This is a genomic window from Bradyrhizobium sp. BR13661, from assembly GCF_029892425.1.
Classification (GTDB): Bacteria; Pseudomonadota; Alphaproteobacteria; order Rhizobiales; family Xanthobacteraceae; genus Bradyrhizobium.
Map to the genome: position 1 here is coordinate 119450 of NZ_JARXWB010000018.1, position 20632 is coordinate 140081.

Consider the following 20632-nt stretch of genomic DNA (forward strand, 5'->3'; position numbering starts at 1 on the left):
GCCCAAAATTACAAAATGAACCGGCTCAGATCCGCATTCTTGGCGAGGTCGCCGACGTGCTTCTGCACGAAATCGGCATCGACCCGGACAGTCTCGCCGCTGCGGTCAGGGGCGGTGAAGGAGATTTCGTCCAGCACCCGCTCCATCACGGTCTGGAGCCGGCGCGCGCCGATGTTCTCGACGGTGGAATTGACGGCGACCGCGACGTCGGCGAGTGCGTCGACGGCGCTGTCGGTGATGTCGAGCGTGACGCCCTCGGTCTGCATCAAGGCGACATATTGCTTGATCAGCGAGGCCTCGGGCTCGGTCAGGATGCGGCGCATGTCGTCGCGGGTCAGCGCCTGCAATTCGACGCGGATCGGCAGGCGGCCCTGCAATTCCGGCAGCAGGTCCGACGGTTTCGCGACATGGAAGGCGCCTGAAGCAATGAACAGGATGTGGTCGGTCTTCACGGCGCCATGCTTGGTCGAGACCGTGGTGCCCTCGATCAGCGGCAGCAGATCGCGCTGCACGCCTTCGCGCGAGACATCGCCGCCGACGCGGCCGTCGCGGGCGCAGATCTTGTCGATCTCGTCGAGGAACACGATGCCATTGTTCTCGACCGCACTGATCGCCTCCAGCGTCAGCTGATCAGTGTCCAGCAGCTTGTCGGATTCCTCGTTGACGAGGATCTCGTGCGAGTTCTCGACCGTCAGCCGCCGCGTCTTGCTGCGGCCGCCCATCTTGCCGAAGATGTCGCCGATCGAGATCGCGCCCATCTGCGCGCCCGGCATGCCCGGGATCTCGAACATCGGCATGCCGCCGCCTGACGACTGGGTCTCGATCTCGATTTCCTTGTCGTTGAGCTCGCCCGCGCGCAGCTTCTTGCGGAAGGATTCCCGCGTCGCCGCGCTGGCATTGGCGCCGACCAGTGCATCGAGCACGCGCTCTTCAGCGGCGAGCTGGGCCCGCGCCTGAACGTCCTTGCGCTTCCTCTCGCGCACCTGGGCAATCGCGACCTCGACGAGATCGCGCACGATCTGCTCGACGTCGCGGCCGACATAGCCGACCTCGGTGAACTTTGTCGCTTCCACCTTCAGGAACGGCGCGTTGGCGAGTTTGGCCAATCGCCGCGCGATTTCCGTTTTGCCGACGCCGGTGGGGCCGATCATCAGGATGTTCTTCGGCAGCACCTCCTCGCGCAAGGAGCCTTCGAGCTGCTGCCGGCGCCAGCGGTTGCGCAGCGCGATCGAGACGGCGCGCTTGGCGTCGGACTGGCCGACGATGAAACGGTCGAGTTCGGATACGATTTCGCGGGGAGAAAAGTCTGTCATGGGACCTTAGCTAGGATTGGAAGCCGGCGGGGACAAGCCGCTTTTTTGGCCGTCAGATGATCGGCGGGCCGGATTGCCATTGCTTCACGGCCTCGATTGGATGGATCAGCATCAGGATGTTGAGCGTCAGATTGTCGCGAATATGCAGCGCCAGCATGATCTCGAAGGCGAGCCCGAGCGCGACGGTTGCGGTAACAGGTAGCACGCGCGCGGCAACGAACCCCAGCATCATGAATAGCGTGTCCGAGACCGAGTTGACGATGCTGTCGCCGTAATAATCCAGCGAGATCGTGCCGGCGCGGTAGCGCTCGATGATGAATGGCGAGTTCTCGACGATCTCCCAGGCGCCCTCGATCAGCATCGCAATGACCAGCCGCGCAGGCCAAGAAAGCTCGAGAAAAGTCAATCGCCGCGCGAACAACAGCCACGTCAATCCGTAGAACAGGAAGCCGTGCAGCACGTGCGAGAAACTGTACCAGTCGGCGATGTGCTGCGAATTCTCCGAGCTGTTCACCACGCCATGCCAGAGCTTGACGTAACCGCAGGTGCAGATCGGCACCCGCCCCATCGCAAACAGGATCGATGCCTGCAACGCCAGCAGCAATAGCGCGATGCCGACCCAGGCGAGCGGCGGCAATGCGGGTTGGATCGGGTTGGCGCTGCGGGCTGAGATCATCCTCAGCCGGCCGTCAGCGCTTCGATGGTGACGTTGCGGTTGGTGTAGACGCAGATGTCGGCGGCGATGTCGAGGGAGCGGCGGACGATGGTCTCGGCGTCCTTGTCGGTATCAACAAGGGCGCGGGCCGCGGCCAGCGCGTAATTGCCGCCGGAGCCGATCGCCATCACGCCGGCTTCGGGCTCGAGCACGTCGCCGGTGCCTGTCAGCACCAGGGAGACGTCCTTGTCGGCCACGATCATCATGGCCTCCAGCCGGCGGAGGTAGCGGTCGGTGCGCCAGTCCTTGGCGAGCTCGACCGCCGCCCGGGTCAGTTGCCCCGGATATTGCTCGAGCTTGCTCTCCAGCCGCTCAAACAGCGTGAAAGCGTCCGCGGTGGCGCCGGCAAAGCCGCCGATCACGTCGCCCTTGCCGAGTTTCCGGACCTTTTTGGCGTTGGACTTGATCACGGTCTGGCCGATCGAGACCTGGCCGTCGCCGCCGATCACCACCCTGCCGCCCTTGCGGACCGTCAAAATCGTGGTGCCGTGCCAGACCGGCGAGCTGTTCTGGGAATCCTGCATCATGAACCTCATTGTCCCGGCTGATTTAGGCGGTCGCGGTCGGGCGCACAACGGGCCGTTCCGGGCCGAATTTCGCTCACCATAGGCAGAAGTAGAGGCCCGGCCAGCCGTTCCCGCAGTAGCGAAGGTGTCATTTGGCTGTTAAGAGACTGGCGTTTTCGGCCCCGAGCATGATCCCGGAAAAGTGGGTACCGGTTTTCCGGGAAGGATCATGCTCAAATAGAAGCGAAAGCCAGCTTTCAATGCGCACCGCGACGATCAAGCGCAAGACCAAGGAAACCGACATCGAGGTCTCCGTGAACCTCGATGGCACCGGTGTGGCCAATATCGCCACCGGCATCGGCTTTTTCGACCATATGCTCGATCTCCTCGCACGCCATTCCCGCATCGACCTCACGGTCAAGGCGGTGGGCGATCTGCACATTGATTATCACCATACCACCGAAGACACCGGCATCGCGCTCGGCCAGGCGGTCAGGCAGGCGCTCGGCAACATGGCGGGCATCACCCGCTATGCCGGCGTGCACATGCCCATGGACGAGACGCTGTCGCGCGTGGTCATCGACATCTCGGGCCGCCCGTTCCTGGTGTTCAAGGCCGACTTTCCCCGCGACAAGATCGGTGAATTCGACACCGAGCTGGTGCGCGAGTGGTTCCAGGCCTTCGCCATGAATGCCGGCGTGACTCTCCACGTCGAGACCCTATATGGCGATAACAGCCACCATATCGCCGAGTCCTGCTTCAAGGGCCTGGCGCGGGCGCTGCGCACCGCGGTTGCGATCGATCCCAAGGCGGCGGGCGAAATCCCGTCCACCAAGGGTTCGCTTGGCGGCTGATCTCTCCGTCTCGGTGGCTAAGCGCTGCCAGCGGTATCACTTCAATTCTCGAGAACGGGGCATCGAAAATGCCTGTCTACACAGTTCATGCTCCCTCCCCAGGTGGGGCCGATCTGCGCGCGACCGACAAGTTCGTGTTCGTGCGCGACGGCTTCCATGTCTGGGCGATGATCTTCGGCCCGCTCTGGCTGCTCTGGAACAGGCTCTGGCTGGCGCTGATCGGCTGGATCGTTTTTCTCGCGGCGTTCGATGCCGGGCTGCATAGCGTCGGTGTCGGCCGCCGCTCGATCTTCCTCGCCAATATTGTCGTTGCGCTCTTGATGGGTTTTGAGGCCTCGAGCCTGCGCCGCTGGACGCTGTCGCGCGGCAAGTGGCGGCAGCTCGACATCGTCGTCGCCGACGACCACGACACGGCCGAGCGCCGTTTCTTCGAGCGCTGGAGCGAAAAGCAGCGCGGCATTGTCAACGATCAATGGGCGGTCGATCGCGGTGGCCCGCCGCCGACCCGCAATTTGTCGGGTCAGCCATTTTCGAACCCGCCGCCAATTCCGGCCGGCGGCATCATTGGATTGTTTCCAGAACCGGGAGGGTCAAGATGAGCGTCGCCATCATCGATTACGGTTCCGGGAATCTGCATTCCGCCGCCAAGGCCTTCGAGCGCGCCGCGCGCAGCCTCGAGAACGGCCAGAAGGTGTTCGTCACCAGCGATCCCGATCGGGCCTATGAGGCCGATCGTCTGGTGCTGCCGGGCGTCGGCGCTTTCGCCGATTGCCGGCGCGGGCTCGATGCCGTCAACGGCATGGTCGAAGCGATCACCGAAGCCGTCCGCGTCAAGGCGCGGCCGTTCTTCGGCATCTGTGTCGGCATGCAGCTGATGGCCAGTCGCGGCAAGGAACATGTCATCACCGAAGGCCTGAACTGGATCGGCGGCGACGTCGAGAAGATCACGCCGCGTGACGAGAGCCTGAAGATCCCGCACATGGGCTGGAATACGCTCGAGCTCCTGCAAGAGCATCCGGTGCTGAACAAGCTGCCACTCGGTGAGAAGGGCCAGCACGCCTATTTCGTGCACTCCTACCACCTCAATGCTGCCAATGAAGCTGACGTGCTCGCGCGCGCCGATTACGGCGGTCCCGTCACCGCGATCGTCGGTAGGGACACCGCCATCGGCACGCAGTTTCACCCCGAGAAGAGCCAGCGCTTTGGCCTCGCTTTGATCTCGAACTTTTTGCGATGGAAACCGTGATTCTCTTTCCTGCCATCGATCTCAAGAACGGCCAGTGCGTGCGCCTCGAGCAAGGCGACATGGCGCGGGCGACCGTGTTCAATCTCGATCCCGCCGCGCAGGCGCAGAGCTTTGTCGCACAGGGTTTTGAATATCTCCACGTCGTCGACCTCGACGGCGCCTTCGCCGGCAAGCCGGTGAACGCGCAAGCCGTCGAGGCGATGCTGAAGACGATCAAGATTCCGGTGCAGCTCGGCGGCGGCATCCGCGATCTCGCGACTGTCGAGGCCTGGCTCGAAAAAGGCATCACCCGCGTCATCATCGGCACCGCCGCGGTGCGCGATCCCGAATTGGTGAAGGCGGCGGCGAAGAAATTCCCGGGCCGCGTCGCTGTTGGCCTCGACGCCCGCGACGGCAAGGTCGCCGTCGAAGGCTGGGCCGAGACCTCGCAGGTGACGGTGCTGGAGATCGCGCAGCGGTTCGAGGATGCCGGCGTGGCCGCGATCATCTTCACCGACATCGCGCGCGACGGCTTGCTCAAGGGCCTGAACCTGGATGCGACCATCGCGCTTGCGGATGCGATCTCGATTCCGGTGATCGCCTCCGGTGGCCTCGCCTCGATCGAGGACGTCAAAGCCATGCTGACGCCGCGCGCGAAAAAGCTCGCCGGCGCCATCGCAGGTCGCGCGCTCTATGACGGCCGGCTCGATCCTTCCGCTGCCCTCACCTTGATCCGCGACGCGCGCAGGAGCTGACACATGTTCAAGGTGCGCGTGATCCCCTGCCTCGACGTCAAGGACGGCCGAGTCGTCAAGGGCGTCAACTTCGTTGATCTCCGCGACGCCGGCGACCCCGTCGAAGCCGCGATCGCCTATGACGCCGCCGGGGCCGATGAGCTGACCTTCCTCGACATCACCGCGACCCATGAGAATCGCGGCATCATGCTGGACGTGGTCCGGCGCACGGCGGAAGCCTGTTTCATGCCTGTCACCGTCGGCGGCGGCGTCCGCAAGGTGGACGACATCAAGACCCTGCTGCGCGCCGGCGCGGACAAGGTCTCGATCAACAGTGCCGCGGTGTCGCGGCGCGAGTTCGTCAAGGAAGCCGCCGAAAAATTCGGCGAGCAGTGCGTCGTCGTCGCGATCGATGCCAAGCGGGTCAAGCGTGCGGGCGGCGGCGAGCGCTGGGAAATCTTCACCCATGGCGGCCGCAACTCGACCGGGATCGACGCCATCGAATATGCTCAGGAAGTGGTCTCGCTCGGCGCTGGTGAAATTCTGCTCACCTCGATGGACCGCGACGGCACCAGGCAAGGGTTCGACATCCCGCTGACCCGGGCGATCGCCGACAGCGTTCCCGTTCCCGTGATCGCCTCGGGCGGCGTCGGCAATCTCGACCACCTCGTCGACGGTATCCGCGATGGGCATGCGACCGCGGTACTGGCCGCCTCGATCTTTCATTTCGGGGAATTCACCATCCGGGAAGCCAAGGAGCACATGTCCCGGCGGGGCTTGCCCATGCGCCTGGATGCCTGACGACTCCCGTTCTTAAAAATGCTACACAGGCCGGCAGGGATTGGCCTTTGGCCGGATGTGTTTCTGAGTATTTCCGATGCCGCGTTTCACGATCCACGACCTCGCCCAGACCATCGACGCCCGCGCGGCCTCCGGTGGTGAGGCCTCCTATACCCGCAAGCTCCTGGACAAAGGTGCCGAACATTGCGCCAAGAAGTTCGGTGAGGAAGCAGTCGAAACCGTAATCGCAGCAGTCGAAAACGATCGCGCGCATCTGATCGCCGAGGGTGCCGACCTGCTCTATCACTTCCTTGTGCTGCTCAAGGCACGCGGCGTAAGATTGGAAGAGGTGGAAGCCGCCCTCGACAAGCGTACGAACATGTCAGGGTTGGAAGAGAAAGCGTCGCGCAAGAGCAGCTAGCCGAGCTCTTTACGGAAAGGTCGCGTCATGGATATCCGCGCACCCGAGCAGCAATACAATCCATACCGCGTCTATACGCGCGAAGAATGGGCGCGTCTGCGCGACGATACGCCGATGACGCTGGAGCCGGGTGAGTTCGACCGGCTGCGTTCGCTGCACGACCGCCTCGATCTCAAGGAAGTCGAGGACATCTATCTGCCGCTGTCGCGCCTGCTCTCCATCTATGTCGACGCGATGCAGCGCCTGTATTACGCGGAACGGCAGTTCCTCAACATCCGCGACCGCAAGGTGCCCTACATCATCGGCGTTGCCGGTTCCGTCGCGGTGGGGAAGTCGACCACGGCCCGCGTGCTCCAGGCGCTGCTGGCGCGCTGGTCGCCGCGTCCGAAGGTCGAGCTGATCACCACCGACGGCTTTCTTTACCCGAAGGCCCTGCTCGAGCAGCAAGGCATCCTGCAGAAGAAGGGCTTTCCGGAGAGCTACGATCTGCCGCTACTGCTCAGCTTCCTCTCCGATATCAAGTCGGGCCGCCGCCATGTGCGCTCGCCGGTCTATTCGCATTTGACTTACGACATCGTGCCGAACGAATGGGCGGAAGTCGACCAGCCCGATATCCTGATCGTCGAGGGCGTCAACGTGCTGCAGACCGGCAAGCTGCCGCGTGACGGCAAGGCGGTGCCCGTGGTCTCCGACTTCTTCGACTTCTCGGTTTATATCGACGCCGATGAAGAGGCGCTGCGGCGCTGGTACATCAAGCGCTTCCTGGCGCTGCGCGACACGGCGTTCACCAATCCAAAATCCTACTTCAACCGCTATGCGCTGCTGTCGGACGAGGAGGCAACCGCGACTGCCACCGCGATCTGGGAGCGGACCAACCTCGCCAATCTTGAGGACAACATCCTGCCGACGCGCCCGCGCGCGACGCTGATCCTGAAGAAGGGTGCCGATCACGCCGTGGAGAGCGTGGCGCTGCGAAGGCTGTAGGGCAAGGCTGTATCCATCTCGTCATTGCGAGCACAGCGAAGCAATCCAGAATCTCTCCGTGGAAGCAGTCTGGATTGCTTCGTCGCAAGAGCTCCTCGCAATGACGGGGAGAGAGCTACACCGCCAGCTGCCGCGCCGCCGCTAGCCCCGCCAGCGCTTCGTCCAGCTTTTCGCGATCGAGCGGCTTGATCAGAAACCCGTTCATGCCCGCCTCGAAGCAGGCATAGCGGTCTTCCACCAGCGTGTTCGCGGTGAGCGCGAGGACCGGCGTGTGGTGGCTGCCGGTGGCAGCTTCATGCGCGCGGATACGCTTGGTCGCTTCGATGCCGTCGAGCTGTGGCATCTGGATGTCCATCAGAACCAGATCATAGGGCGTACCGGCGGAGCTGGCCGCGAGCCAGGATTCAAGCGCGGCCTCGCCATGAACCGCGATGACGACGCGGTGGCCGAGTTTTGTGAGCAAAGACCGCATCAGCAGCGCGTTGATCTCGTTGTCTTCGGCAACGAGGATCGAGAGGCCGCTTGCGGGCGCTTTGACCGGCGCCGGCTCGATGGGCTCGGGCGCCAGGTCAGGCGAGGCGACTTCCGGCGTCAGCGCGAGGCGGGCTGCGAGAGAGGCGGCGCGCAGTGGTTTCGTGAGGAAGCCGGTGAAATCAGGCGAGAGCTTTTCGTGACGCGAGCTCGGTGTCAGCAGCACGAAGCGCTGCGTCGCATGAGCGCGGGCGGCCTCGCCCAGATGATCGACAATGGTCGGACCGAGTGCGCGGTCGACCAGCACTGCATGCCATGAACGTTCCGGCAGCAGCGCTTCGGCGACCGTTGCATCCGAGACCAGGCAGGTCTGGCCGCCCCAGCGCTCCAGCCGCCGCGCGATCAGCGACGCCTCGATGCCGTCGGCCACCAGCAGGATGGACTTGCCGGCGAGATCAGGGCTCGGGAACGCCGTGCATCCGGCGTCGCCCTGCGATGGCGCGAGTGGGATTGCGACCTCGAAGGTCGAGCCCTTGCCGGGTTCGCTTTCCAGCGTGATGCGGCCGCCCATGCGCTTGACGATGCGTTCGCTGATGGCAAGGCCGAGCCCGGTGCCGCCATAGGTGCGGGCGACGCGGTCGTCGGCCTGCTCGAATTCGCGGAAGATGCGCGACTGTGCCTCGGGCGCGATGCCGATGCCGGTGTCGCGGACCAGGAAGCTGATTTCGTTCGGCCAGATGCCGGGCTCGACGATCAGCGCGACGCCGCCTGATGCGGTGAACTTGATGGCATTGCCGGCGAGGTTGAGCAGCACCTGGCGCAGCCGTGCCGCATCGCCGATGACCTCGAGCGGCAGCCGCTCGTCGACATAGGCCGCGATCTCGAGGTTTTTCGCCTGCGCACGGGGCGCCAGCAGCTCGGTAATCTCCTCGATCAGGGTCGAGAGCGCAAAGGTCCGCTGGTCGAGGTCGAGCTTGCCGGCTTCGATCTTGGAATAGTCGAGCAGCTCTTCGATCAGCGCCATCAGCGCTTCGCCCGAGGTTTTCACGGCGCGCGCGTAAGTGGTCTGCTCCGGCGTCAGATTGGTGTCGAGCAGGAGCCCGCCCATGCCGATGATGCCGTTGAGCGGCGTGCGGATCTCGTGCGAGGCCATCGCGAGGAAACGCGATTTGGCGCGGTTGGCGGCGTCGGCCTGGTCACGCGCGTCCGACAGCGCACGCTCGCTCTCGGTGCGGTCGGTGACGTCGCGTCCGACGCTTTGCAATTCGGCGGGTTGGCCGGCATCGTGCCGGACAAAACCCTCGCGCCAGGCGATCCAGCGCGCGCCGAGCGGCGTGGCAATCCTCTGGTCGTGGATGCGCGTGCCGTTGCTTTCGCGCGCGCTGTCGCCCTGCTCCAGCACGTCGAAATCAAACCGCGTGCCGAGCAGCGCACTGCGTTGCTGTCCGGCGAGCGCGCAATAGGCGTCATTGGCGAAGGTGATGCGGCCCTGATGGTCGCGCAGCACGATCAAATCGCCTTGCGACTCAAAGAGGCTGCGGGCGCGCTCTTCGGCTTCCTTCAGCTCCCAATTGCGGTCGATCAGCGCCTCGTTGTGGGCGGCGAGCTTGCGCATCCGCTTGGCGACGAAACGCAGCCGCATGCTGAGCGTGGCAAGGCCGAGGCAGGCCAGCGCGAACAGGAAGCTCGCGCCGATCGCAAAGGTGTTGGGATCGTAGCCGGAGTTCTCCGAGCGACTGCCGGTGACGAAGCCATAGGCGCCGCCGAAGGTCGCCGAGAAGATCATGAAGGAGCGGATCGCGAAGGCGATGCGCGGATGCTGTCGCCTGAAACGGCGCGTGCGCACCTTGATCCGGAACGTCCGATCCATCGCCACCGACCCCGACTCTCACCCGAAACAGCCACCGCCGCGCGCGACGATGTCTCGCCGACCTTGCGAACAGCTTGAGGCTTTGGTGCGGCCTCGAAACAGGGTTGACGAGGTGTTAATGCTTCAGAGCATGATCCGGACCCGGAGGGCCGCGTTAGCGCAAAGTGTGCAGCGGTTTTCCGGAGAGATCATGCTTAAAAGTTAAAGCGAGGCGGCCTGGAGCGGCAGCGGGCGTTCGCCATGAGCGCCGACGATCAGCGCCGCGGCCTCGCGCTGCGAGAACGTCTTCGAGCGCACATAGATGCGGTAATCGGACGGGCCATCAGTCGAAAGATAGATCACCGGGCCGCCGTCGACGGGCTCCGCGGCGATGGTGATGAGGCGTGACGCCGGATTGGCCTGGCAGGACTCGGTCTCCGGGTCGGGACCGTCGTCCACGAGCGCGAAGTCCGCGGCATCCGCATCGTCGGTGATCTGGACCCGCACCGTGGCTCGCGACAGATCGTCGGTGAAGGCGACGTGAACGCCGGCCTTCCAGAACAGGGATGTCAGCTCGACCGAAGTGTCGCCGAGGGCGATGCAGGGATGGGAGACCGATCCGATCTCGTTGCGCGCGAATACCGCAGCCGCCAACAGGGGAACAACCGAGGCCAGGATCTTGAACCGCAACATGACACGCTACTCGCCTAGGCCACTCGGGAACTTGTGGGCCTTATGGTTTGCAGAGCGTAAAGGAAACTCGTTACCGCAGGGTTGACGCGCGGAATGATCAGGCGAGCTGGCGCACATCCTCCGCGAGTGCCCGGTAGGACAGCGCTTCGGCGAGATGCAGCCGGCCGATCTTGTCGGCGTTGTCGAGGTCGGCGAGCGTGCGCGCCACCCGCAGCACCCTGTGATAGCCGCGCGCCGACAGCCGCATGGTCTCGGCGGCATCGCGCAGCAGCTTTTGCCCCTGCGCGTCGGGCTTGGCGATGTCCTCGAGCACCGCGGACGGTGCTTCGGCGTTGGTTCGAACCCGCGGCAGGCCCGCAGCCGCATAGCGCGCGAGCTGGATGTCGCGCGCGGCCGCCACGCGTGCGGCGACCTCGGCTGAGCCTTCGGTCGGCGGCGGCAGGATCAAATCGGCCGCAGTGACTGCGGGAACCTCGATGCGCAGATCGATGCGGTCCATCAACGGACCTGAGATGCGCGCCTGGTAGTCGCCGGTGCAGCGCTCGATGCGGCCGCGCTTGCAGGCATAGCCCGGCTCGAATGCATTGCCGCAGCGGCAGGGGTTCATCGCCGCGACCAGCATGAAGCGCGCCGGATAGGTCACGCGGTGATTGGCGCGCGAGACCGAGACCTCGCCGTTCTCCAGCGGCTGGCGCAGCGAATCCAGCACGCGCGGATCGAACTCGGGCAGCTCGTCGAGGAATAGCACGCCCTGGTGCGAAAGCGAGATCTCGCCGGGTTTTGCGCGCGCGCCGCCGCCGGTGAGCGCGGCCATGCTGGCGGAATGATGTGGTGAGCGAAACGGCCGCCGCGATGTCAGCGCGCCGCCCTCGATCTCGCCGGCGACGGAGGCGATCATCGAGACCTCAAGCAATTCGCTCGGCGACAGCGGCGGCAGGATCGAGGGCAGGCGCGCCGCCAGCATCGACTTGCCGGCGCCGGGCGCACCGATCATCAGCAGGTGATGGCCTCCGGCCGCCGCGATCTCCAGCGCGCGCTTGGCGCTCTCCTGGCCCTTGATGTCGCGCAGATCGAGCGGCGAGGCGGCCGCTTCATGCACCTTCGGCACCGGCCGAGACAGCACCTGCGTGCCCTTAAAATGGTTGGCGATCTGAATCAGCGAATGTGCGGCGACGATCTGGATGTCAGGGCTCGCCCACGCGGCCTCCGAGCCGCAGGCCGCCGGACAGATCAAGCCCTCCTCGCGCAGATTGGCGCCGAACGCGGCGGGAAGAACGCCGGCGACAGGCGCGATCGATCCATCGAGGCCGAGCTCGCCGAGCACGGTGAAACCGGTCAGCGCATCCGGCGGAATCGCGCCGATCGCGGCCATCAGCCCGAGCGCGATCGGCAAATCGTAATGGCTGCCTTCCTTCGGGACATCGGCGGGCGCGAGATTGACAGTGATCCGCCGCGCCGGCAACGCCAGCCCCGAGGCGATCAGCGCCGAACGGACCCGCTCACGCGCCTCCGACACGGCCTTGTCTGGCAGGCCAACGATCGCGAAGGCCGGCAGGCCCGGTGCGACCTGCACCTGCACGTCGACCGCGCGGGCCTCGATCCCTTCAAAGGCGACTGTCGAAACCCGCTGGACCATGCTGCCCCCTCGCACAATTAGGGGTAGCAGATCGAGATCGGCCTGACAAGAACAATACGGGAACGGAGGCGAGGCGCCGCGATCCCCTAACGACCCGTCAACGGGACGACGACATTAAGCTTCGACTACGTTTCGAATGCGCGCCGCTCTCCTCAGCACATCCCAACGAATGTCCGCTACTCCTGAGGCTGCGGGATGGGCCGTGATCTAACGGGTGAAGAATTCAAATGCTTGCAAATCGCCGCAGAAGCGAACGACGGGTGTGCAGCCGACTTGCCAAGATTCATTTTGGCGCGGGCTCGCTGCCGAGGGATTGCACGATTACGGATATCTCGGCCGGGGGCGTGAAGGTCGTGGCGGAATTTCTGGAAGTGCCGCCGCAATTCACCATCATCTTCGCGCCGGATTATTCCCGCCAGTGCCGCCTGCGCTGGCGCATCGGCTGCGAATTCGGTGCGGAATTCACGGACTAAGCCAAACCGGCCGGTTTCTTAACGGGACTTTAGCGTTAATCGGCAAAGCATCTCTGATCAGTCCGCCGGCGGTGATCAGAGTATGTCCAAGCGTTCGTCCCCTGCCTCGTCCCCGGCGAGATTCCTGCTGCCTGCGCTCGCGGTGCTCGCACTCGGCGGTTGCCAGACCACCGGCCTGGAGGACGTCACCGGTGCGCTCGGCGCCAAGTCCGAAGCCAAGTCTGAAGCCAAGTCTGAAGCGGCCGGCGCCAGGCCCGAAATGGACGCCCTGCGCGAGCGCTATCGCGCCAAGCCGAACGATCCCAATATCGTCCTCGACTACGGCAAGGCGCTGCGCGAGAGCGGCCAGCGCGCCCAGGCGGTCGCCGTCTTCGAGCAGGCTGTGCTCGCCCATCCCGGCAACAAGGCGCTGCTCGCCGGCTACGGCCGCGCGCTCGCCGACAATGGCAATTTCCAGCAGGCTTTCGACGTGCTGGGCCGCGCGCATGCGCCCGAGGATCCCGATTGGCGCATCCTCTCGGCACAGGGCGCGGCGCTCGATCAGCTCGGCCGCAACGAGGAGGCGCAGCAATATTACGCCGCAGCGCTGAAGATCGTGCCCGAGGAGCCGACCGTGCTGTCCAATCTCGGCCTGTCCTATATGCTGCAAAACAATCTGCCGAAGGCCGAACAGGTGCTCGGCCGCGCTTATCAGCGCAACCAGAACAATCCGCGGGTCCGCGCCAATCTCGCGCTCGTGCTGGGATTGCAGGGCCGCGAGACCGAGGCTGAAATCCTGGTGAAGGCAGATTTGCCGCCGGACCAGGCCGCAGCGAAGGTCGCGGCGCTACGCCAGGTGCTGGCCAAGAAACAGCAAAGGGCGGACAAATAATCCGCCTCTTTCCGGTCGTCGCGATTCCTTCCTTTAGGATTCCTTCCTTTAGGATTCCTGCCTTTAAGGTTCCTGCCTTTAAGGTTCCTGCCTTTACGACGCCTTGCGATGCGGCGCCGATCCGCGTCCGGCTTTGCCCTTCAGCTTCTTCAGCAGCGGTCCGAGCAGCGAACGCTTCGGCTTCCTGACCTCGCCGCGCCCGGCGAGGCGGTTGGCCATGTTCTGGAACAGCTCGGTGGTGCGGTGGCTCCTGGAGACCTCCGCGATCATCTGGCCGTTATTGGCCGCGGTCGAGAATAGCTTCGAATCGAACGGGATCACCGCGAGCGGCTGGCTCTCCATCGTCTTGGCGAACGACTTGACGTCGATCTCGGCGCGCTTGTGCATGCCGACCTGGTTGATGCAATAGAGCGGCGGCCGATCGTTCGGCCGCGCCGTCTTCAGCACCGACAGCATGTTCTTGGTGTTGCGCAGATTGGCGAGATCGGGCTCGGCCACGATGACGATGTCGTCGGCGTTGACCAGCGCGCGCTTGGTCCAGGCCGACCATTGATGCGGCACGTCGAGCACGATGCAGGGTGTGGTCATGCGCAGCGTGTCGAAAATCGCATCGAACGCCTCGGCGCCGAAATCATAGACGCGGTCGAGTGTGGCGGGCGCAGCAAGCAGGCTGAGATGCTCGGTGCATTTGGACAGCAGGCGCTCCATCAGCGCCGTGTCGGGCCTGTCGGGCGACAGCACCGCGTTCGCAATGCCCTGCGCCGGGTCCTGGTTGTAGTCGAGGCCTGCGGTGCCGAAGGCGAGGTCGAGATCGATCACGACGGAATCGAGCGCGAGGTCGCGCGCAATGGTCCAGGCCACGTTGTGCGCCACCGTGGATGCGCCGACGCCACCCTTGGCGCCGACCACCGCGATGATGCGGCCGGTGATGATGGCTTCGGAGGCCGAGAACAGGCTGCAGATCGAGCGCACCACGTCGATGGTCTCGACTGGTCCGATCACGTAGTCGTTGACGCCGCGACGCACCAGTTCGCGGTACGGCGCGGTGTCGCCGGGATTGCCGATCACGACGACGCGGGTGCCGGGGTCGCAGACGCCGGCGAGATCGTCGAGGCCCTCGAGAATGTCGCGCGTGCCGTCGGACTCGATCACGATGACGTTCGGCGTCGGCATCGTGTCATAGACTTCGATCGCCGCGGCGAGGCCGCCGCTCTTAGCGGTGAGATGGGCCTTGGCGAGACGGCGGTCTTGCCCCGCCGCGGTCACCGCGGCGAGCGTCTTTTCGGTCTCGCAAAAAGCCTGCACCGAGATGCGCGGAACCGGCGCAATGTGTTCGTCAGGATGCTGCGGATCGTCCGCTTCGTCGTCCAGGATGCCCGTCATTTGCCTGTATCGCTCAGTTTGGCCTTTTCGGCCTCGGGATAGGTGGTCGCGGTCGCGTTACCCTTGCGGTAGCGGTCGAAGGCGATGTCACGCCGCGCGGTGTAGGCCGGCGTTTCCGCGCGCGGCTGCTCGAGGTCGGCGGGGTTGTCGATCATCGCCGCGAGGTTGCGCTGGGTGGCGCAGCCGAAATTGAAGTAGGGCTGGTTCTCGTTGTAGCCGGGATCGACGATGGACGGCCCTATGTCCTCCGGCCACAGCCCGCAGGGGCCGGCGACCGCCGTCATCCTGGAATAGCTCAGCCGGATGGTCGGCAGCAGGCCGGGATCGTCGGGGCGGTAGGAATGCCGGACGATGGCGCGCGACGGCACGCCGCCGCTGCCGAGCACGGCGCGGATCTCCTGATAGGTCGCAGCCGCCGCGCGCGAATTCGCGGCGCCGATCGGCACGTCGACCACGACCGAGCCGGTGCCTTCGCGGACCCAGTCCCCGGCAATGCCCATCACGTCGGCCTGCTGCGGAGCCGAGAGACCGCCGCGCGACTTGCCGACGAAGATCACGACCGAGCGCTTGCCTTCCTGCACTGCGATCGGATGACGCATGCGGTAGTCGATCGGCACCGTCTGGGTGGTGACGACGTCGGCGGTGGTGTTGCAGGCTCCGAGCATGACGGAGAGTCCCGTCAGCGCGAGCGCGATGCGCAAATTGCGACGTCGATCTGATGTCTTCGTCATCGCCTGGTCCCCTCTTGTCCCGTTTCTCGCCCGGTCCCCAAACCGTTGGTGTCAGTCGATGATGAAGCCGAAATCGCCGCTGGCGCCGTCGATCGGATCGACGCGGCGCGCGATGCCGTAGAGGCGGTTCATGCGGCCGAGCAGCGCCGACTGTGCATCCGAGGACGGCGCGAAGCCGTCGTCGGGCCGCGACAATTCCTTCTGGGCAACCGCGCGCACCACATAGGGCGTCACGATCACCATCAGCTCGGTCTCGTTGTTGACGAAGTCCTGGCTACGGAACAGCGCGCCGAGGATCGGGATCTGGTCGACGCCGGGGAGGCCGTTGACGGCCTGCTTGGTCTGCTGCTGGATCAGGCCGGCCATCGCCATCGAGCCACCCGAGGGGATTTCCAGCGTGGTCTCGGCGCGGCGGGTCTGCACCGAGGGGATCGTGACGGAATTGGTCGTGCCCGAGGAGAGCGCCTGCGACACCGTGATGGAGTTCTGGTTCGACAGCTCCGAGACCTCGGTCATCACGCGCAGGCTGATGCGGCCTTCGCTGAGCACGACCGGGGTGAAGTTCAGCGAGATGCCGAACTTCTTGTAGGTGATCTGGGTCGTACAAACATGGGTTACCGGGTCGCAGGCGTAGCCGCCGGGAATTGGAAATTCGCCGCCTGCGATGAAGGTCGCCGATTCACCCGAGATCGCGGTCAGGCTCGGTTCGGCCAATGTCCGCATCACGCCCGCGCTTTCCATCGCGCGCATGGTGGCGTTGACGGTGGCGACGCCCTTGGCGAGGCCGGTGATGCCAAGCCCATTACTGCCGACCAGCGGTCCGCTACTGGCCGTGAGCGGGTTGGAATTGTTGAAATTCACCACCGCAGTGCCGGCATTCAGGCTGGCGCTGAGATCGACGCCCAATTGCTTGATGATGTCGCGGCGGACTTCGCCGACGACGACTTTCAACATGACCTGGTCGCGGCCGCGCACGACGATGTTGTTGACGACCTTGTCGCCGCCGCCGACGAGCTTGGCGGCGATGTCGCCGGCCTGCTGCGCCTCGACCGGGCTCGACACCGAACCGGTCAGCATCACGCTGTCGCCGACGCCCTCGATCTGCACGCCCGGCAGCAACTGCCGCAGCGCCGTGCGCATGCCGTTGAGATCGCGCTTCACCGCGATGTCGTAGGCGGCGACCTGCTGGCCGTCGGCGCTGAAGAACACCACGTTGGTCTGGCCGACCTGCCCGCCGATGATGTAGGCGCGCTGCGCCGAGCGGATCACCGCATTGGCGATCTTGGGATCGGCCACCAGCACGTCCTTGACCTCACGCGGCAGGTCGACGACGACCGACTTGCCGATGCCGAGCGACAGCGAACGTGTCCGGGCCGACGCGATGGTCGCGACCGGCGACACGCCGAGGTCCGGCGCCTGCATCGGCGCCTGGTCTCCGACCGGCGCATCCGCGGCGCGGACGACATCGGGAGCTGCGACCAGCCCCAGGATCAACATGGCCCCTGCCCAGAACGAGCCGGCGCGCTTCCCCCGAATGCGCAGGCCCATCCGATCATCCCCGTAGTTCATGATGTCTCCATCACTTCTGTGACGTCAGTTGTCGTGTCTGCACGCCGTAGCGGATCACGTTCACGCCGGCGCTCTGACGCTGCTTGAGCGCCTCGTCGGGCGAACCGTCGGCGGCGCTGGCGTCGGCGATGCTGCGCAGTGCAAGTGTGAGCGTGCCGCCCTGGCGCGAGGCCGAGAGCGTGGCAACCTGCTCGGGCTTCAGCTCGAGCGTGACGGTCTTGCCGATCACGGTGGTCTGACCGTCCTTTTCCTTCGGCGCCTGGTCGATTGCGAGCACGCGGATATTGGTGAGGACGACCTCGGACAGGATCAGGTCGTTGCCGCCGGTCGGGCCGTTGGTATCGGGATTCTTCAGGCGTCGCGTCAGCACGATGTCGACGCGGTCGTTCGGCAGGATGAAGCCGCCGGCGCCGGTCTCGGCCGAGATCTCGGTGGACACGGCACGCATCCCCGACGGCAGGATCGCGGCCATGAAGCCGGAGCCGTCGGCCTTCACCAGCTTCTGCTCGCGGATCGGCTCGCCCTGCATCAGCGGCACGCGGGCGATCGAACCGCCGATCTCGTTTTGTGCGTTGGGCCTGCTGTCGCGACGGATGAAGGCGCTGCTTGCGGTCGCTTGCGGCCAGGTCTGCCATAGCAGATCGTCGGCCTTCACGGCCTGGCCGAGCTGAATGTCGGATTTGGCGACGAGCACCTCGACCGTCGGCAGCTTTTCGGCCACCGGGGCAATGGGCGCGGGCTTGTTGTCGTAGCCGCTGGCCAGATACGCGGCGACGCCGCCGGCGCCCAACGCGATGACGAGAACGACAATGCGTGCGGTGTTCATACGCTTCTACTCTTACGCGGGGCACTCGAACCGCACGTGGCGGGTTCCCCCGCATCGATGAGTAGGGAGTAAAAGTATAAGGGGTGTTGCGAGGCCGAGTGTGATGGCCTGTGACGGCGCGCGTTCTGGGCAGATGGTGAACGCCGCGTTAGTCGCTCGGCCGTTGGCCCCGTAGATTTACGCGAGGCCGCTCATGCGTTCGCATGAGGCGAGGTGCGTCATGGTGAACAGGTGGTTAGCGAAGTGGGACGGATAACGAACGCCCCCTACTTCGCCCGCTTCTGCTCGATCGTGTCCCAGATCTTGGCCGCCACATCCGGCCCGCCGAGGCGTGCGATGGCGCGAATGCCCGTGGGCGAGGTCACGTTGATCTCGGTGAGGTTGCCGTTGATGACGTCGATGCCGACGAACAGCAGGCCACGTTCGCGCAGCGCGGGGCCAACGGTGGCGCAGATCTCGCGTTCGCGCGGCGTCAGCTCGGTTTCCTTGGCCGCGCCGCCGCGCACCATGTTGGAGCGGAGGTCGTCCGCGGCGGGCACGCGGTTCACGGCGCCCGCGAACTCGCCATTGACCAGGATGATGCGCTTGTCCCCGAGCTTCACCTCGGGGATGAACTGCTGGATCACCCAGGCTTCCTTGAACGTCACCGAGAACATGTCGTACAGCGAGCCGAAATTCATGTCCTGCGGCATCACCCGGAACACGGCGGCGCCGCCATGGCCGTGCAGCGGCTTCATCACCACGGCACCGTATTTGTCGCGGAACGCGTTGATCTCGCCGAGGTCGCGCGAGATCAGCGTCGGCGGCATCAGCTGCGGGAAATTCATCACGAACAGTTTTTCGGGCGCGTTGCGAACCGAGGCCGGATCGTTGACAACCAGTGTCTTCGGATGGATGCGCTCGAGCAGATGCGTCGAGGTGATGTAGGCGAGATCGAACGGCGGATCCTGGCGCAGCAGCACCACGTCAAAGCCGTTCAACGCCTCGCGCCTGGGCTCGCCGAGGGTAAAATGATCGCCGGGCTCGTCGCGCACCGTCAGCAGCTGCACCGGCGCGACGATCTCCTCGCCGACCATCGAGAGCTTGTCGGGGGTGTAATAGGACAGGCCATGGCCGCGCTTCTGCGCCTCCAGAAGCAGCGCAAAAGTGGAATCGCCCTTGATGTTGATACGGGCGATGGGGTCCATCTGGACGGCGACGTTCAGTTTCATGGTCTGCCTTTCAGGTCGAGGCGTCGAATGCCGCCAACACATGCCGTGGAAGCGAGCGCGGCGCAATCAGCATGGCGTCGAATCGCAATTCGAATTCCGCATGCTCGGGATGCGCTGCGAGCCAGCCCTGCGCGGCATCGATGATGCGCTGCTGCTGGCGCGGCGTCACCGCATAGGCGGCCTCATCGAGGCTGGCGCGTGCCTTGACCTCGACGAAGGCGATCAGGTTGCGGCGGCGCGCCACGAGGTCGATCTCGCCATGCGGTGTGCGGTAGCGCTTTGCCAGGATGCGGTAGCCCTTCGCCATCAGATAGGCCGCGGCGCGGCTCTCGGCCGAGATGCCGGTGCGGAACGCGGCGACGCGCTCGGGTGAGGCGGTCTTTGGTTCCGCGTCCTTAGTCTTCGCCATCGCTGCCCCGCGAATGTTTGGCGAGTTCGAGCGCGCGGGCATAGACCTCGCGGCGCGGCCGCCCCGAGAGCGCGACCGCATGTGCGACGGCATCCTTGACGCTGTGCGTTGCGAGCTGCACGCGCAGGAGATCGTCCAGCGCGTCCGCTGTCAGCACGTCGGCGTCCGCCGCGGGCGGGGCGATCACCAGCACGAATTCGCCGCGGGTTTCCAGCGTATCGGCCTCGCGCGCGAGATCGCTCAGCGTTGCGCGCGAAATCTCCTCGTGTAGTTTGGTCAGTTCGCGGCAGATCGCGGCTTCGCGGCTGCCCATGATCTCGGCGAGTTCTGCAAGCGTGTCCTGCACGCGATTGCCGGATTCGAACATCACCAGCGTCGCGTCGATACGGGCAAGTTCAGCGAGGCGCGATCGTCGCGCGGCGGATTTCGCCGGCAGAAAACCCTCGAAGAAGAAGCGGTCCGTCGGCAGGGCCGCGACCGACAGCGCCGCCAGCACCGAGGACGGGCCGGGCAGCGCATAGACCGCATGACCGGCGGCGCAGACCTCTCGCACCAGCTTGTAGCCGGGATCCGAGATCAGCGGCGTGCCGGCATCCGATACCAGCGCGATCGAGCCGCCGGCCGCCAGCGCTTCCAGGATCCTCGGCCGCGCGGCTTCGGCGTTGTGCTCATGATATTGCTTGAGCTGCGCCGCGATATCGTAACGCTCGGTCAGGCGCCGGGTGATCCTCGTGTCCTCGCAGGCGATGACGTCGACGCCTGCGAGCGTCTGCAGCGCACGCAGCGTGATGTCGCCGAGATTGCCGATCGGCGTCGCGACCAGATAGAGCCCGGCCGCCGCCTTCGGCGCCGTGAGCCTGACGGCGTCGATCGAGAAACCGCGCGGGGCGGCGTCCGTGGCTTCAGTCGTATTTATCGGGGCCGGCTTTGCGCGCATAATGAAAAGAACTTAGGCATGATGTCGGGGGCTGGGAACCT

The 20632-nt window shown here is 65.1% G+C and carries 22 protein-coding genes; 9 read left to right on the top strand and 13 right to left on the bottom strand.

The features are described from left to right. Positions 1 to 8 precede the first annotated feature (8 nt). The 3 genes from hslU to hslV are packed head-to-tail and all read right to left on the bottom strand — an operon-like array spanning position 9 to position 2552. Positions 9 to 1313: an ATP-dependent protease ATPase subunit HslU gene (hslU, locus tag M2427_RS26890; protein ID WP_280709888.1), complete on the bottom strand. Its 1305-nt coding sequence runs from the start codon at positions 1311 to 1313 to the stop codon at positions 9 to 11. 52 nt (positions 1314 to 1365) lie between these two features. Beyond that, positions 1366 to 1989, bottom strand: coding sequence for a DUF2585 domain-containing protein (locus tag M2427_RS26895; protein WP_280709889.1), 624 nt, complete (start codon positions 1987 to 1989; stop codon positions 1366 to 1368). 2 nt (positions 1990 to 1991) lie between these two features. Next, the gene (gene hslV, locus M2427_RS26900; RefSeq protein WP_280709929.1) at positions 1992 to 2552 is read right to left on the bottom strand and encodes an ATP-dependent protease subunit HslV; all 561 of its coding nucleotides are present in this window, start codon (positions 2550 to 2552) and stop codon (positions 1992 to 1994) included. Between the two features lie 242 nt (positions 2553 to 2794). Here hslV and hisB point away from each other — a divergent pair, with 242 nt between their 5' ends. From hisB to coaA, 7 genes are all read left to right on the top strand, one after another. Further along, positions 2795 to 3388: an imidazoleglycerol-phosphate dehydratase HisB gene (gene hisB / locus M2427_RS26905; RefSeq protein WP_280709890.1), complete on the top strand. Its 594-nt coding sequence runs from the start codon at positions 2795 to 2797 to the stop codon at positions 3386 to 3388. A 68-nt stretch (positions 3389 to 3456) separates the two neighbouring features. Further along, a complete protein-coding gene (locus M2427_RS26910) occupies positions 3457 to 3987 on the top strand; it encodes a DUF2628 domain-containing protein (protein ID WP_280709891.1) in 531 nt (176 codons plus the stop codon). Further along, positions 3984 to 4634 carry an imidazole glycerol phosphate synthase subunit HisH gene (gene hisH / locus M2427_RS26915; protein ID WP_280709892.1) on the top strand — a complete coding sequence of 217 codons (651 nt, stop codon included), beginning with the start codon at positions 3984 to 3986 and terminating at the stop codon, positions 4632 to 4634. The genes M2427_RS26910 and hisH overlap by 4 nt, the downstream gene beginning before the upstream one ends. Continuing rightward, positions 4631 to 5368: a 1-(5-phosphoribosyl)-5-[(5-phosphoribosylamino)methylideneamino]imidazole-4-carboxamide isomerase gene (gene hisA, locus M2427_RS26920; protein WP_280709893.1), complete on the top strand. Its 738-nt coding sequence runs from the start codon at positions 4631 to 4633 to the stop codon at positions 5366 to 5368. The genes hisH and hisA overlap by 4 nt, the downstream gene beginning before the upstream one ends. 3 nt (positions 5369 to 5371) lie before the next feature. Then, positions 5372 to 6148 carry an imidazole glycerol phosphate synthase subunit HisF gene (hisF, locus tag M2427_RS26925; protein WP_212028108.1) on the top strand — a complete coding sequence of 259 codons (777 nt, stop codon included), beginning with the start codon at positions 5372 to 5374 and terminating at the stop codon, positions 6146 to 6148. Positions 6149 to 6224: 76 nt separating this feature from the next. Beyond that, complete coding sequence (locus M2427_RS26930) at positions 6225 to 6548, top strand: phosphoribosyl-ATP diphosphatase (protein ID WP_280709894.1); 324 nt, start codon at positions 6225 to 6227, stop codon at positions 6546 to 6548. A gap of 27 nt (positions 6549 to 6575) precedes the next feature. After that, positions 6576 to 7532, top strand: coding sequence for a type I pantothenate kinase (gene coaA, locus M2427_RS26935; RefSeq protein ID WP_280709895.1), 957 nt, complete (start codon positions 6576 to 6578; stop codon positions 7530 to 7532). A gap of 115 nt (positions 7533 to 7647) precedes the next feature. On the opposite strand, the gene M2427_RS26940 is transcribed toward coaA, so the two are convergent. The 3 genes from M2427_RS26940 to M2427_RS26950 form a co-directional block, all read right to left on the bottom strand. Next, positions 7648 to 9873, bottom strand: a complete 2226-nt coding sequence (locus tag M2427_RS26940; protein WP_280709896.1) for an ATP-binding protein — start codon at positions 9871 to 9873, stop codon at positions 7648 to 7650. Between the two features lie 201 nt (positions 9874 to 10074). Next, complete coding sequence (locus tag M2427_RS26945) at positions 10075 to 10545, bottom strand: hypothetical protein (RefSeq protein ID WP_280709897.1); 471 nt, start codon at positions 10543 to 10545, stop codon at positions 10075 to 10077. A 97-nt stretch (positions 10546 to 10642) separates the two neighbouring features. Beyond that, positions 10643 to 12181: a YifB family Mg chelatase-like AAA ATPase gene (locus M2427_RS26950; RefSeq protein WP_280709898.1), complete on the bottom strand. Its 1539-nt coding sequence runs from the start codon at positions 12179 to 12181 to the stop codon at positions 10643 to 10645. Positions 12182 to 12408: 227 nt separating this feature from the next. Between M2427_RS26950 and M2427_RS26955 the strand changes: the two genes are divergently transcribed. Continuing rightward, positions 12409 to 12654 carry a PilZ domain-containing protein gene (locus M2427_RS26955; RefSeq protein ID WP_280709899.1) on the top strand — a complete coding sequence of 82 codons (246 nt, stop codon included), beginning with the start codon at positions 12409 to 12411 and terminating at the stop codon, positions 12652 to 12654. Between the two features lie 82 nt (positions 12655 to 12736). After that, a complete protein-coding gene (locus M2427_RS26960) occupies positions 12737 to 13525 on the top strand; it encodes a tetratricopeptide repeat protein (RefSeq protein ID WP_280709900.1) in 789 nt (262 codons plus the stop codon). A 93-nt stretch (positions 13526 to 13618) separates the two neighbouring features. Here M2427_RS26960 and M2427_RS26965 read toward each other — a convergent pair whose 3' ends face one another. From M2427_RS26965 to rsmI, 7 genes are all read right to left on the bottom strand, one after another. Further along, the gene (locus M2427_RS26965; protein ID WP_280709901.1) at positions 13619 to 14908 is read right to left on the bottom strand and encodes an AAA family ATPase; all 1290 of its coding nucleotides are present in this window, start codon (positions 14906 to 14908) and stop codon (positions 13619 to 13621) included. Next, complete coding sequence (locus tag M2427_RS26970; protein ID WP_280709902.1) at positions 14905 to 15639, bottom strand: CpaD family pilus assembly protein; 735 nt, start codon at positions 15637 to 15639, stop codon at positions 14905 to 14907. The genes M2427_RS26965 and M2427_RS26970 overlap by 4 nt, the downstream gene beginning before the upstream one ends. Positions 15640 to 15690: 51 nt before the next feature. Next, the gene (locus M2427_RS26975) at positions 15691 to 17208 is read right to left on the bottom strand and encodes a type II and III secretion system protein family protein (RefSeq protein WP_280709903.1); all 1518 of its coding nucleotides are present in this window, start codon (positions 17206 to 17208) and stop codon (positions 15691 to 15693) included. Between the two features lie 10 nt (positions 17209 to 17218). Next, positions 17219 to 18034: a Flp pilus assembly protein CpaB gene (gene cpaB, locus M2427_RS26980; RefSeq protein WP_280709904.1), complete on the bottom strand. Its 816-nt coding sequence runs from the start codon at positions 18032 to 18034 to the stop codon at positions 17219 to 17221. A 266-nt stretch (positions 18035 to 18300) separates the two neighbouring features. Beyond that, positions 18301 to 19245, bottom strand: a complete 945-nt coding sequence (gshB, locus tag M2427_RS26985; RefSeq protein WP_280709905.1) for a glutathione synthase — start codon at positions 19243 to 19245, stop codon at positions 18301 to 18303. Between the two features lie 10 nt (positions 19246 to 19255). After that, a complete protein-coding gene (locus M2427_RS26990; RefSeq protein ID WP_280709906.1) occupies positions 19256 to 19654 on the bottom strand; it encodes a YraN family protein in 399 nt (132 codons plus the stop codon). Further along, positions 19641 to 20591 carry a 16S rRNA (cytidine(1402)-2'-O)-methyltransferase gene (gene rsmI / locus M2427_RS26995; protein ID WP_280709907.1) on the bottom strand — a complete coding sequence of 317 codons (951 nt, stop codon included), beginning with the start codon at positions 20589 to 20591 and terminating at the stop codon, positions 19641 to 19643. The genes M2427_RS26990 and rsmI overlap by 14 nt, the downstream gene beginning before the upstream one ends. Positions 20592 to 20632 lie beyond the last annotated feature (41 nt).

Excerpts from the sequence above, each read along its gene's own strand:
- M2427_RS26940 (WP_280709896.1), bottom strand. The coding sequence starts at position 9,873 with ATGGATCGGACGTTCCGGATCAAGGTGCGCACGCGCCGTTTCAGGCGA.
- M2427_RS26950 (WP_280709898.1), bottom strand. The coding sequence starts at position 12,181 with ATGGTCCAGCGGGTTTCGACAGTCGCCTTTGAAGGGATCGAGGCCCGC.
- M2427_RS26945 (WP_280709897.1), bottom strand. The coding sequence starts at position 10,545 with ATGTTGCGGTTCAAGATCCTGGCCTCGGTTGTTCCCCTGTTGGCGGCT.
- gshB (WP_280709905.1), bottom strand. The coding sequence starts at position 19,245 with ATGAAACTGAACGTCGCCGTCCAGATGGACCCCATCGCCCGTATCAAC.
- M2427_RS26930 (WP_280709894.1), top strand. The coding sequence starts at position 6,225 with ATGCCGCGTTTCACGATCCACGACCTCGCCCAGACCATCGACGCCCGC.
- M2427_RS26895 (WP_280709889.1), bottom strand. The coding sequence starts at position 1,989 with ATGATCTCAGCCCGCAGCGCCAACCCGATCCAACCCGCATTGCCGCCG.
- M2427_RS26960 (WP_280709900.1), top strand. The coding sequence starts at position 12,737 with ATGTCCAAGCGTTCGTCCCCTGCCTCGTCCCCGGCGAGATTCCTGCTG.
- hslU (WP_280709888.1), bottom strand. The coding sequence starts at position 1,313 with ATGACAGACTTTTCTCCCCGCGAAATCGTATCCGAACTCGACCGTTTC.
- M2427_RS26970 (WP_280709902.1), bottom strand. The coding sequence starts at position 15,639 with ATGACGAAGACATCAGATCGACGTCGCAATTTGCGCATCGCGCTCGCG.
- hslV (WP_280709929.1), bottom strand. The coding sequence starts at position 2,552 with ATGCAGGATTCCCAGAACAGCTCGCCGGTCTGGCACGGCACCACGATT.
- M2427_RS26990 (WP_280709906.1), bottom strand. The coding sequence starts at position 19,654 with ATGGCGAAGACTAAGGACGCGGAACCAAAGACCGCCTCACCCGAGCGC.
- M2427_RS26975 (WP_280709903.1), bottom strand. The coding sequence starts at position 17,208 with ATGAACTACGGGGATGATCGGATGGGCCTGCGCATTCGGGGGAAGCGC.
- M2427_RS26910 (WP_280709891.1), top strand. The coding sequence starts at position 3,457 with ATGCCTGTCTACACAGTTCATGCTCCCTCCCCAGGTGGGGCCGATCTG.
- M2427_RS26955 (WP_280709899.1), top strand. The coding sequence starts at position 12,409 with ATGCTTGCAAATCGCCGCAGAAGCGAACGACGGGTGTGCAGCCGACTT.
- M2427_RS26965 (WP_280709901.1), bottom strand. The coding sequence starts at position 14,908 with ATGACGGGCATCCTGGACGACGAAGCGGACGATCCGCAGCATCCTGAC.
- cpaB (WP_280709904.1), bottom strand. The coding sequence starts at position 18,034 with ATGAACACCGCACGCATTGTCGTTCTCGTCATCGCGTTGGGCGCCGGC.
- hisB (WP_280709890.1), top strand. The coding sequence starts at position 2,795 with ATGCGCACCGCGACGATCAAGCGCAAGACCAAGGAAACCGACATCGAG.
- hisH (WP_280709892.1), top strand. The coding sequence starts at position 3,984 with ATGAGCGTCGCCATCATCGATTACGGTTCCGGGAATCTGCATTCCGCC.
- coaA (WP_280709895.1), top strand. The coding sequence starts at position 6,576 with ATGGATATCCGCGCACCCGAGCAGCAATACAATCCATACCGCGTCTAT.
- rsmI (WP_280709907.1), bottom strand. The coding sequence starts at position 20,591 with ATGCGCGCAAAGCCGGCCCCGATAAATACGACTGAAGCCACGGACGCC.
- hisF (WP_212028108.1), top strand. The coding sequence starts at position 5,372 with ATGTTCAAGGTGCGCGTGATCCCCTGCCTCGACGTCAAGGACGGCCGA.